The following is an 11,516-nucleotide window of genomic DNA, read 5'->3' as shown; positions in this document are numbered from 1 at the left end:
GCAGCTACAAAAAAGGAATTAAGAATGTCGAGTTTAGGTTTTAACAATAACAACGCAATTAACTGGGCTTGGAAAGTAGATCCAGCGTCAGTTCATACACAAGATGCAGAAATTAAAGCAGCTTTAATGGATCTAACTAAACCTCTCTATGTGGCGAATAATTCAGGCGTAACTGGTATAGCTAATCATACGTCAGTAGCAGGTGCGATCAGCAATAACATCGATGTTGATGTATTGGCGTTTGCGCAAAAGTTAAACCCAGAAGATCTGGGTGATGATGCTTACAAGAAACAGCACGGCGTTAAATATGCTTATCATGGCGGTGCGATGGCAAATGGTATTGCCTCGGTTGAATTGGTTGTTGCGTTAGGTAAAGCAGGGCTGTTATGTTCATTTGGTGCTGCAGGTCTAGTGCCTGATGCGGTTGAAGATGCAATTCGTCGTATTCAAGCTGAATTACCAAATGGCCCTTATGCGGTTAACTTGATCCATGCACCAGCAGAAGAAGCATTAGAGCGTGGCGCGGTTGAACGTTTCCTAAAACTTGGCGTCAAGACGGTAGAGGCTTCAGCTTACCTTGGTTTAACTGAACACATTGTTTGGTATCGTGCTGCTGGTCTAACTAAAAACGCAGATGGCAGTGTTAATATCGGTAACAAGGTTATCGCTAAAGTATCGCGTACCGAAGTTGGTCGCCGCTTTATGGAACCTGCACCGCAAAAATTACTGGATAAGTTATTAGAACAAAATAAGATCACCCCTGAACAAGCTGCTTTAGCGTTGCTTGTACCTATGGCTGATGATATTACTGGGGAAGCGGATTCTGGTGGTCATACAGATAACCGTCCGTTTTTAACATTATTACCGACGATTATTGGTCTGCGTGATGAAGTGCAAGCGAAGTATAACTTCTCTCCTGCATTACGTGTTGGTGCTGGTGGTGGTATCGGAACGCCTGAAGCAGCACTCGCTGCATTTAACATGGGCGCGGCTTATATCGTTCTGGGTTCTGTGAATCAGGCGTGTGTTGAAGCGGGTGCATCTGAATATACTCGTAAACTGTTATCGACAGTTGAAATGGCTGATGTGACTATGGCACCTGCTGCAGATATGTTTGAAATGGGTGTGAAGCTGCAAGTATTAAAACGCGGTTCTATGTTCGCGATGCGTGCGAAGAAACTGTATGACTTGTATGTGGCTTATGACTCGATTGAAGATATCCCAGCTGCTGAACGTGAGAAGATTGAAAAACAAATCTTCCGTGCAAACCTAGACGAGATTTGGGATGGCACTATCGCTTTCTTTACTGAACGCGATCCAGAAATGCTAGCCCGTGCAACGAGTAGTCCTAAACGTAAAATGGCACTTATCTTCCGTTGGTATCTTGGCCTTTCTTCACGCTGGTCAAACACAGGCGAGAAGGGACGTGAAATGGATTATCAGATTTGGGCAGGCCCAAGTTTAGGTGCATTCAACAGCTGGGTGAAAGGTTCTTACCTTGAAGACTATACCCGCCGTGGCGCTGTAGATGTTGCTTTGCATATGCTTAAAGGTGCTGCGTATTTACAACGTGTAAACCAGTTGAAATTGCAAGGTGTTAGCTTAAGTACAGAATTGGCAAGTTATCGTACGAGTGATTAATGTTACTTGATGATATGTGAATTAATTAAAGCGCCTGAGGGCGCTTTTTTTGGTTTTTAACTCAGGTGTTGTAACTCGAAATTGCCCCTTTCAAGTTAGATCGATTACTCACTCACAATATGTTGATATCGCACTTGCCATATACTTGCTCATCCAAAGCCCTATATTGATAATGGTGTTAATAGTCTTTAATATCCGAGTCTTTCTTCAGCATAATACTAATATAGAGACTCGACCAATGTTAAACACAACAAAGAATATATTCTTGTGTACTGCCTTATTATTAACGAGTGCGAGTACGACAGCTACTACGCTAAACAATTCGATATCAGCAATTGAACAACGTATTTCTGGTCGTATCGGTGTGGCTGTTTTAGATACGCAAAATAAACAAACGTGGGCTTACAATGGTGATGCACATTTTCCGATGATGAGTACATTCAAAACCCTCGCTTGCGCGAAAATGCTAAGTGAATCGACAAATGGTAATCTGGATCCCAGTACTAGCTCATTGATAAAGGCTGAAGAATTAATCCCTTGGTCACCAGTCACTAAAACGTTTGTGAATAACACTATTACAGTGGCGAAAGCGTGTGAAGCAACAATGCTGACCAGTGATAATACCGCGGCTAATATTGTTTTACAGTATATCGGAGGCCCTCAAGGCGTTACTGCATTCTTGCGAGAAATTGGTGATGAAGAGAGTCAGTTAGATCGTATAGAACCTGAATTGAATGAAGCTAAGGTCGGAGACTTGCGTGATACCACGACACCGAAAGCCATAGTTACCACGCTCAACAAACTACTACTTGGTGATGTTCTACTTGATTTGGATAAAAACCAACTTAAAACATGGATGCAAAATAATAAAGTGTCAGATCCTTTACTGCGTTCTATATTACCGCAAGGCTGGTTTATTGCCGACCGCTCAGGTGCGGGTGGTAATGGTTCTCGAGGTATAACTGCTATGCTTTGGCACTCCGAGCGTCAACCGCTAATCATCAGTATTTATTTAACCGAAACTGAGTTAGCAATGGCAATGCGCAATGAGATTATTGTTGAGATCGGTAAGCTGATATTCAAAGAATACGCGGTGAAATAATAAGTTATTTTTTGATAATACTTTAACGAGCGTAGCTATCGAAGTGAGGGCGTCAATTAGACACCTTTGCTTCCCCTACAAAATCTAATGTGTATTACCTCGGCTAGTACAATTGCCCTAAGTTATTTCTGTCCAGCTTTGGCTTAGTGCAATTGCGTTAGCCAATGTGAACACCAAGGGACTTTGTCGTACCATAACTACCAAGCGACTTTGTCGTTTTTATCTTTTCTTAGACAAACAGAGGTTAAATGAGTGACGCCTTCCAAATCACAGGAATGAATCCGCATTTCAATAAAATCTAACCCGTACCAACTCCGTACAAGTTGATCTTTAGTTGTTTAAAATCTATAATAAATTCAATTACGGAATTAATCCGTACAACTGGAGGTTTTATGGCTACTGCAAGACTTGATATCCGTTTGGATGAAGAAATCAAAGCTAAGGCTGAGAAAGCATCAGCTTTACTCGGCTTAAAAAGTTTAACCGAATACGTTGTTCGCTTAATGGACGAAGATTCAACTAAAGTAGTTTCTGAGCATGAGAGTATTACCGTTGAAGCGAATGTATTCGACCAATTTATGGCTGCTTGTGATGAAGCGAAAGCCCCAAATAAAGCATTACTTGAAGCCGCTGTATTTACTCAGAATGGTGAGTTTAAGTGAGTTATTCCAAACGTTTCAAAGAACTGGATAAATCAAAACATGACAGAGCATCATTTGACTGTGGCGAAAAAGAGCTAAATGATTTTATCCAAACTCAAGCAGCCAAACATATGCAAGCAGGTATTAGCCGCACTCTGGTTTTACCTGCTTCTGCGCCGTTACCAAACAAAAAATATCCAATTTGCTCATTTTATAGTATCGCGCCAAGCTCAATTAGCCGCGATACGTTACCACAAGCAATGGCTAAAAAGTTACCACGTTATCCTATCCCTGTTTTTCTTTTGGCTCAACTTGCCGTCCATAAAGAGTTTCATGGGAGTGGGTTAGGCAAAGTTAGCTTAATTAAAGCGTTAGAGTACCTTTGGGAAATTAACTCTCACATGAGAGCTTACGCCATCGTTGTTGATTGTTTAACTGAACAAGCTGAGTCATTCTACGCTAAATATGGTTTCGACGTTCTCTGCGAAATAAATGGTCGAGTAAGAATGTTCATATCAATGAAAACAGTCAATCAGTTATTCACTTAACAGTAAGAGTTAGTATAACAGTTGTATGAATTAAATTTATTATATTCGGTAATCTCATTGCGATCACGCTAGAAGTGCGAGCGGGTCAGACCGAGGCCACAATAGCAGCCGTTACGTTTAGGGGATGACTTAAAAAGATAACTACTACGTCAGTGGCGATCCTAGAGGATTAAAGGTTTATGATTCACAACATTTATTTATTGTGCTTAATTTTTTCTATCCAATATGCGCAAGCTGTAAATATCACTGAAGTAGACTTTTATGTCAGTGATGATATCCCTAAAGATGTTGCCAAATTAAAGATAGGTGAATCCATAACGAACTCCAGCCTTATTCTAAGTAACTCATCTATTCCACTCTCGCGGGAGACGGGTAACATATATTACTCTTCATCAATTGCTAACTTGAACTATGACTCGATAGAATTTGTTATGGCTCAATTGATGGCCGAAGATTCCAGCCTTTACAAGATGCTGGTAAATAGCGATAGGTTGTCCGTGCTAGTAATGACATCTTCCCAGTCCACAGATCTCTATGGCTCGACTTACTCGGCTTATTTTCCTAATGTTGCGGTCATCGATTTGAATTGTGACTCGCTAACTTTAGAACATGAGCTCGGCCATCTATACGGAGCTGAACATGAAGAAATATATGACGACTATGTCTTCTATGCTGCGATATGTGGAGACTATACGACTATCATGAACTCTATGCAGCCTGAAATGAAAGAAAAACAAATGATAAAGGCATATTCATTCCCTGAATTAAAAGTGGATGGCTTGCAGTGCGGAAATGAAAATACGAATAACAAAAAGGTTATTTTAGACAATATTGGTCGGTTTAGATAGGATTGGGATATTATTCTCATTCGGCTCTACTTAGTGCTGTTATTATGAGTGCCAGTGCTTCTATCTACGATATTGGTCTTAACAAGTATTTATCTATAGACGCTAAGGTGTTATGTATTTAAGGGATGTTCAAGATGAAACTAGGTGTAAACGATGTATAGTTGTATAACATTTTTTCAACGGTTGGAACGTTCGATTCTATCGGGTAACAAGACCGCGACGATCCGCGATAAGTCCGATAGTCATTACTTAGTTGGTCAGATGTTAGATGCTTGTACTCACGAAGATAATCGGAAAATGTGTCAAATAGAAATACTGAGCATTGAATATGTGACGTTTAGTGAATTAAACCGTGCGCACGCCAATGCTGAAGGTTTACCGTTTTTGTTTATGCTTAAGTGGATAGTTCGAAAGATTTATCCGACTTCAAATGATTTATTTTTCATAAGTTTCAGAGTTGTAACTATCGATATCTTATAAGTCTTAGTGCACAAAACAGAACTATTTATAGCGCTCAAGAAGGCGATAATTTGATAATGAATTATCGCCTTGTTACTATTAAGAGACTTTAAATGACTGAGATATAAGATATGACACGGAAGAACATATTGATCACAGGCGCAAGTTCAGGGTTGGGCCGAGGTATGGCCATCGAATTTGCAAAATCAGGTCATAACTTAGCACTTTGTGCACGTAGACTTGATAATTTAGTTGCACTGAAAGCAGAACTCTTAGCCCTCAATCCTCACATCCAAATCGAAATAAAACCTCTTGATGTCAATGAACATGAACAAGTCTTCACTGTTTTCCATGAATTCAAAGCTGAATTTGGTACGCTTGATCGTATTATTGTTAATGCTGGATTAGGCAAGGGTGGATCCGTCGGTACAGGTTTTTTCAAAGCTAATCTGCAAACTGCACAAACTAATTTTATTGCGGCGCTCGCACAATGTGAAGCGGCGCTCGAAATCTTTAGGGCGCAAAATGCTGGGCACCTAGTGACGATTTCTTCTATCAGCGCTGTACGAGGATTCCGCCGTGCGTTAACTGTGTATGCAGCTACTAAATCGGCACTAACATCATTAACTGAAGGTATCAGGATTGACGTGATGGATACGCCAATCAAAGTGAGTTGTATTCATCCTGGATTTATTCGCACCGAGATGAATGAAAAAGTAAAAACAGCACCTTTCATGATAGATGCTGAAGCGGGTTGTAAAGCGATAGTGAAAGCAATTAATAAAGAAAAAGCGAATAGTTATGTACCTAGTTACCCTTGGGCTATTATGCACTTATTACTACGTGTGGCGCCAACGCGTTTGATCCGCAGAATGAGTTAATATCACAGACGCATCAATAAAATTTTAAGGTTCTAGAAATGATGAAGTCTCATGTTTGGTTCAAGGCCGGTGTAGTCATCATATATGGCTCATCTATAGATGCCTCTCCTCATCGTCATCATGCAATTCAATTAGCGGCGGTGTTACCCAATCCCAAGCGAATGTCTGCAGCAACCCCTTCTTCTTATGTGCTCAGCCGTGCGGCACAAATTTAAGACTCGGTGCGATCATTAGGCGGATCTGTTTACCTGAAAAACTTATAACAAAAGCTATCGACTGTTGAATTTATCCTGAATGCTTTAATAGAGTGGGCTGGTGGCATTACATGATTGGAAAGCTGAAAGACAAGTCGTTATATTTGCAGGCAGTAAAATTAACACTGGTATGGATACTTTTGATTCTGTAAAGTTCAGAGTATCAGCCCCTTAACGAGCTTTGGTATAAACAAATATGAATAATCGACAGCCTAAGAAAACCTCTTCGACTATATCGACGCTCAACGAATTAGCGACGTTAGCAAACTATTCACTCATGGACACGCTAAACTGTGATCCTGATGCGACAGAAAACGGCGACGATCACGCGCCGAGACAAGTCTTTACGGGTCATTATGTTCCCGTAAAACCGACTCCAATCAAAGACCCTGAATATGTAGCGCATAGCAAAAATTTATTTTCTGAACTTGGCTTTGCCGACAGTATGGCTGAGTCCGCTGATTTTGTCCGGATGTTCTCTGGTGATATGTCAGGGGTTCCAGTACCAATGCGCCAGGTAGGTTGGGCGAGTGGCTATGCACTTTCCATTTATGGCACCGAGTACACCCAACAGTGCCCGTTCCAAACTGGTAACGGATATGGAGACGGACGTGCAATTTCAGTGCTTGAGACCCTCATCAAGGGTCAACGCTGGGAAATGCAGCTGAAAGGCGGTGGTCGTACACCATATTGCCGCGGCGCAGACGGTCGCGCTGTTTTACGGTCTAGTATTCGCGAGTTCTTGGCTCAAGATCACATGCATGCGCTCGGGGTACCTACATCACGGTCTTTAAGTCTGTACGTTTCAAAAACGGAGACAGTTAAGCGACCTTGGTACTCACAGGGCTCGCGTTCAGAGAATCCCGACATGCTTATATCTGAAGCTGTCGCTATCTCGACGCGTGTTGCACCGTCGTTCATCCGTGTTGGTCAACTCGAACTTTTCGCGCGCCGCAGCCGTAGTAATGAACACCCGAAAGCGATGGAAGAACTCGAGAAGATTGTGCTGCACTTGATCGATCGTGAATACGCTGACGTTATCGATACGCAGCTAGCCACTCCAGAAAAAATCGTGTTGCTGGCTCGCGAGTTTCGTGGCCGCCTTACCTCAATGGTTGCGAATTGGATCCGTGTTGGATTTTGCCAAGGTAACTTTAACAGTGATAACTGCGCAGCCGGTGGTTTTACACTTGATTATGGTCCCTTTGGTTTTTGTGATGTGTTTAATCCGTATTATCAACCTTGGACGGGGGGGGGTAATCACTTCTCGTTCATGAACCAACCAAATGCAGCACAACGAAATTTCGATATGTTTTGTTCGGCGTTACGGCCGTTACTGGTATCTCATCAGCAGGATTTGCTCGCGTTTGACGAGATCCAAAGTGAATTTTTAGCAGTAATGGATACGAAAATGAAGGCGATGTGGGCTACTAAATTGGGTCTTATTAATTTGAAGACTGAGTCTGATAAAGCACTGTGTAACGTACTCATCAAAGAGCTACAAACACTCATGATGCAAGCACCTGTTGATTACACTATTTTCTTCCGCGAACTATCCTCAATTCCTGACGATATTGGCCCACTGAAGAAAAGTTTTTACAGTAATCTATACAATGATGCAGCGGATGATCCAGATACCTTAGCGTTAGAAAAATACTGGATTGAGTGGCTCGAAAAATGGCAAATGCTCCTTAACAGTACTTGTGACGCGAAAGGTATCTCGTCCCGAGCCAGTGAGGACATCGCTATGCAGATGAAACTCGTCAACCCTAAATACGTTTTGCGAGAATGGTTCGTGATGCCGGCTTATCAGCAAGCCACTGCGGGTGATTATTCTCTCATTCAAGAGCTGCAGGCCGTAATGACACAGCCATATGCAGAGCAGTCGAAGGAGCTAGAGGATAAATACTATCGATTGAAACCGCTTGAGTTCTTTGAGGTAGGTGGATTGTCCCATCTTAGTTGCTCGTCGTGAACGATAACGCGTCGGTACATGTGTATCGACGTATGGGCGCTTAATTTTTATTAATATTAGAAACAAAAATCGCCAGCAAATGCTGGCGTTTTAAAGATTAATGTCAATTATTACATCATGCCTATATCACGTAGGAGATGTGGCGATAAGCCTTTTAATTGAATATCTAAAGATTTTTCTTTTTTATCACTAAATAAAATGTCTTTAGTGTGTTTAATCAGTCCTTTGATAGAAACAGCATAAGCTTTTGTATCTAAAGCTTGTGGGATCATATTGATGTGCGCTGCGTGTGCCATTTTAGCCTCTATCTGAATTTAATAATTTATGTTTTAACCAGGTGATGTATTGCTCATCTGGTGAACATAGTAGCGCATTAAATAACCATGCAATAATGATAAAAAATAACACTAAGCATTAGTTTTGATAATGCATTCGGCGCTGTGTGACACTGTTTACTGTTTTATAGATATTCATTCACTTTAATTGCATATAAATTGAATTGTTTACTCCAAATGTAGTTAAAATAAGCACTTGTTACATCAATGCAACAATTATACGCTGTTAAAATAGCCTTGATATACCAATGATAAATAATTCTGAGTCTTTAATATTTAAAATAGATGAATTTAATTCATTAGATATACTATTACGTTGAATTGCGATTTACATGCGCATTTAGTGTGTTTTTTATTAAATGAAAATTATTTTGACGATTTTATTAACATATATAAGAAATATGTGACTTAGATCTAAGTAAACGTTAATTTATCGCCGATAAAGCAGTAGTAAGCATGTTGCATATCAAACCCTCTCTATAGATCTCAACTAGCCTCAATTATCATCAAGTTAACTGTGGTTTTATTTATTGCTCGTGCGTTCAGTTATGCTTAACCATGAGTTAACTTCATTCTAATATTTTTAACTTACAGTGAGGGGTATACTCTCGGCTCTTAGAAATAGAGAGCCAAAACATGTTTGAATTCGTTACTAATTCCTCATTGAAAACACACCTATTGCTTATCAATAATGGCTATCAATAGTGGTTTATTGTTTCTTACGCCACGGCTTATTTTTCTGAAAATGTACTAAATAGATAAATTATCAATAAAAACACACATCACATTAACCGATGTAAACAGGGAACATCCCCATGTATGAAAATGAAGAAAAACTAACGAAAGCATTTGTTATTGCCGCCATAATTTGGGGCGTTATAGGCATGTGCATGGGTTTAATGGCAGCTCTGCAGCTATATCTACCGCAATTGAATTTTGCTAATGAGTATATAAATTTCGGGAAAATAAGACCCTTGCATACTAACGCCATCATTTTTGGGTTGGTTTGTAACTTTATTATCGGTCTGTCGTTATACATAGTGGCAAAAACATCAGTCGTGAATCTAGTATCCAAAGGTTTATCGTGGTTCTTGTTCTGGGGTTGGCAGATAACATTGGTAATCGGCCTTATCTCAATCGCTTTAGGGTATACATCAACCAAAGAATACGCTGAATTTGAGTGGCCAATTGATATCGCTATTGTGGTTCTCTGGTTAACGTTTGGATATATCTTTTTTGGAACGCTAGCGAAAAGAAAAACAAAGCATATATTTGTTTCAAACTGGTTCAGTGGCGGTGTCATTATTGTTATCGGCTTAATTTACTTGATAAACAATTTAGCCATTCCCGTGTATGCATTTAAAGGTTATTCAATATTTTCTGGTGCGAGTGATGCGCTTGTACAGTGGTGGTGGGGACATAATGCAGTTGGCTTCTTATTGACAGCTGGCTTTGTAGGTACCAACTACTATTTCATTCCCAAGTTAGTTAATAGACCCATTTATTCATATCGACTGTCTTTAATTACTTTTTGGGGTCTAATCGGCTTTTATACTTGGGCTGGTACACACCATTTACTCTTTACATCCGTTCCATCTTGGATTCAAAATATTGGCGTAGTGATGTCTATTTTATTATGGATCCCGTCATGGGCTGGCGCATTTAACGCTTGGATGACGTGTACTTCCAATAAAGAAGAATTGAAAACAAATCCCGTTGTCTGGTTTTTCTTATCGTCAATTGCCTATTACGCATTAGCAACGTTTGAAGGGCCTCTTATGGCTATCAGATGGTTCAATATGATAGCTCACAATACCAGTTGGGTTATCGGACACGTTCACTCTGGGGCGTTAGGTTGGGTTGGCATGACGTGTATAGCAACCTTCTACTATTTCATTCCTAAGCTATACAAAAAAGAACTCTACTCATATGGCTTAGTTAAGGTGCATTTTGTACTCGCTCACATAGGCGTACTGTTCTACATAGTCTCCCTGTGGATAGGGGGTATAGGTCAAGGTGTTAAATCGTTAAGCCTCACTGAGTCTGGTTCTCTGACTTATTCGTTTGTTGATATTTTACGATTTATGGAACCTTATATGCTCGGACGTGCAATTGGCGGGGCGCTGTTTATCTTGGGTATGTTAGTGATGGTATATAACCTCATCATGACGGTGAACAAACCACAAAAAGTAGTTATTGAAGGAGCATATTAATGGAAGAGTCAATATCCAAGTCAGTAATGGCTTTTATCACTATCACGACAGTCGTGGTGTTATTTTCATTCTTTGTGTGGGTTTTCCCAGGGTTCTTCTTCACCAACGATCTTAAAGAAATAACGACAGCTAAACCATACACAGCCTTAGAGTTAGCTGGACGGGATGTGTATATGGCTGAAGGTTGCGTGGCATGCCATACCCAGATGGTTAGAAACTTGGAACCGGAAAGAAAAAGATACGGTCGTCCTAATAAAATGGAAGATGATGTTTATGAGTTTAACTTTTTGTGGAGCTCACAAAGAACTGGCCCTGATTTAACGAATATTGGTTTGAAGTACACACAAGGCTGGCACAAACAGCATCTCATCAATCCTCAGGCAGTTGTTCCAGCCTCAATCATGCCACAATATCCGTGGCTGTTTGAAAAGCAACTTAACGTTGGTCATGTTATTGCTTCAATGAAAGCGATGAAAAAACTAGGTGTGCCGTATACAGACACGCAAATTGAAAATTCATCAAGCAAAGTGGAAGGTAAAACAAAAGGTGATGCGCTTGTTGCTTACTTGATGAGTCTTGGCGTAGATACGCGTGAAAAAGGTGGGGATTTAAATTAATG

12 protein-coding genes are annotated in these 11,516 nt (G+C 40.5%); 11 read left to right on the top strand and 1 reads right to left on the bottom strand.

Annotated elements, in window-relative coordinates; genetic code table 11:
- The first annotated feature begins 24 nt into the window (after nucleotides 1–24).
- The 9 genes from FR932_RS07355 to FR932_RS07320 all read left to right on the top strand — a co-directional run bounded on the left by FR932_RS07355 (nucleotide 25) and on the right by FR932_RS07320 (nucleotide 8,349).
- Entirely contained in the window at nucleotides 25–1,641 is a 1,617-nt protein-coding gene (locus FR932_RS07355) for a PfaD family polyunsaturated fatty acid/polyketide biosynthesis protein (protein WP_019440101.1), read from the top strand.
- Between the two features lie 238 nt (nucleotides 1,642–1,879).
- Nucleotides 1,880–2,743, top strand: a complete 864-nt coding sequence (bla, locus tag FR932_RS07350; RefSeq protein ID WP_019628765.1) for a class A beta-lactamase — start codon at nucleotides 1,880–1,882, stop codon at nucleotides 2,741–2,743.
- Nucleotides 2,744–3,135: 392 nt separating this feature from the next.
- Entirely contained in the window at nucleotides 3,136–3,405 is a 270-nt protein-coding gene (locus tag FR932_RS07345; protein WP_019440103.1) for a type II toxin-antitoxin system TacA family antitoxin, read from the top strand.
- Complete coding sequence (locus FR932_RS07340) at nucleotides 3,402–3,932, top strand: GNAT family N-acetyltransferase (protein ID WP_019628766.1); 531 nt, start codon at nucleotides 3,402–3,404, stop codon at nucleotides 3,930–3,932. The genes FR932_RS07345 and FR932_RS07340 overlap by 4 nt, the downstream gene beginning before the upstream one ends.
- Before the next feature lie 179 nt (nucleotides 3,933–4,111).
- A complete protein-coding gene (locus FR932_RS07335; RefSeq protein ID WP_019440104.1) occupies nucleotides 4,112–4,780 on the top strand; it encodes a hypothetical protein in 669 nt (222 codons plus the stop codon).
- A 153-nt stretch (nucleotides 4,781–4,933) separates the two neighbouring features.
- The gene (gene yqfB / locus FR932_RS07330; protein WP_019440105.1) at nucleotides 4,934–5,260 is read left to right on the top strand and encodes a N(4)-acetylcytidine aminohydrolase; all 327 of its coding nucleotides are present in this window, start codon (nucleotides 4,934–4,936) and stop codon (nucleotides 5,258–5,260) included.
- 110 nt (nucleotides 5,261–5,370) lie between these two features.
- Nucleotides 5,371–6,120, top strand: coding sequence for an SDR family oxidoreductase (locus FR932_RS07325; protein WP_026032050.1), 750 nt, complete (start codon nucleotides 5,371–5,373; stop codon nucleotides 6,118–6,120).
- A 38-nt stretch (nucleotides 6,121–6,158) separates the two neighbouring features.
- Entirely contained in the window at nucleotides 6,159–6,335 is a 177-nt protein-coding gene (locus FR932_RS21650; protein ID WP_155942351.1) for a hypothetical protein, read from the top strand.
- 235 nt (nucleotides 6,336–6,570) lie between these two features.
- On the top strand, nucleotides 6,571–8,349 hold the full coding sequence (locus tag FR932_RS07320) for a protein adenylyltransferase SelO (protein ID WP_019440107.1): 1,779 nt from the start codon (nucleotides 6,571–6,573) through the stop codon (nucleotides 8,347–8,349).
- Nucleotides 8,350–8,459: 110 nt separating this feature from the next.
- Here FR932_RS07320 and FR932_RS07315 read toward each other — a convergent pair whose 3' ends face one another.
- On the bottom strand, nucleotides 8,460–8,645 hold the full coding sequence (locus FR932_RS07315; RefSeq protein WP_019440108.1) for a hypothetical protein: 186 nt from the start codon (nucleotides 8,643–8,645) through the stop codon (nucleotides 8,460–8,462).
- A gap of 854 nt (nucleotides 8,646–9,499) precedes the next feature.
- Here FR932_RS07315 and FR932_RS07310 point away from each other — a divergent pair.
- Both FR932_RS07310 and FR932_RS07305 read left to right on the top strand, forming a co-directional pair.
- Nucleotides 9,500–10,897 carry a cbb3-type cytochrome c oxidase subunit I gene (locus FR932_RS07310; RefSeq protein WP_019440109.1) on the top strand — a complete coding sequence of 466 codons (1,398 nt, stop codon included), beginning with the start codon at nucleotides 9,500–9,502 and terminating at the stop codon, nucleotides 10,895–10,897.
- On the top strand, nucleotides 10,897–11,514 hold the full coding sequence (locus FR932_RS07305) for a cbb3-type cytochrome c oxidase subunit II (protein ID WP_019440110.1): 618 nt from the start codon (nucleotides 10,897–10,899) through the stop codon (nucleotides 11,512–11,514). The genes FR932_RS07310 and FR932_RS07305 overlap by 1 nt, the downstream gene beginning before the upstream one ends.
- Nucleotides 11,515–11,516 lie beyond the last annotated feature (2 nt).

This window comes from Moritella marina ATCC 15381, assembly GCF_008931805.1.
In the GTDB taxonomy this organism is placed as follows: Bacteria; Pseudomonadota; Gammaproteobacteria; order Enterobacterales; family Moritellaceae; genus Moritella; species Moritella marina.
Note: the sequence above shows the minus strand (reverse complement) of the source record. Positions and strands in the feature narration are given on the sequence as shown.

Coding starts and splice junctions, on each gene's coding strand:
- yqfB (WP_019440105.1), top strand. CDS start 4,934: ATGTATAGTTGTATAACATTTTTTCAACGGTTGGAACGTTCGATTCTA.
- FR932_RS07335 (WP_019440104.1), top strand. CDS start 4,112: ATGATTCACAACATTTATTTATTGTGCTTAATTTTTTCTATCCAATAT.
- FR932_RS07355 (WP_019440101.1), top strand. CDS start 25: ATGTCGAGTTTAGGTTTTAACAATAACAACGCAATTAACTGGGCTTGG.
- FR932_RS07320 (WP_019440107.1), top strand. CDS start 6,571: ATGAATAATCGACAGCCTAAGAAAACCTCTTCGACTATATCGACGCTC.
- FR932_RS21650 (WP_155942351.1), top strand. CDS start 6,159: ATGATGAAGTCTCATGTTTGGTTCAAGGCCGGTGTAGTCATCATATAT.
- FR932_RS07315 (WP_019440108.1), bottom strand. CDS start 8,645: ATGGCACACGCAGCGCACATCAATATGATCCCACAAGCTTTAGATACA.
- FR932_RS07310 (WP_019440109.1), top strand. CDS start 9,500: ATGTATGAAAATGAAGAAAAACTAACGAAAGCATTTGTTATTGCCGCC.
- bla (WP_019628765.1), top strand. CDS start 1,880: ATGTTAAACACAACAAAGAATATATTCTTGTGTACTGCCTTATTATTA.
- FR932_RS07325 (WP_026032050.1), top strand. CDS start 5,371: ATGACACGGAAGAACATATTGATCACAGGCGCAAGTTCAGGGTTGGGC.
- FR932_RS07305 (WP_019440110.1), top strand. CDS start 10,897: ATGGAAGAGTCAATATCCAAGTCAGTAATGGCTTTTATCACTATCACG.
- FR932_RS07345 (WP_019440103.1), top strand. CDS start 3,136: ATGGCTACTGCAAGACTTGATATCCGTTTGGATGAAGAAATCAAAGCT.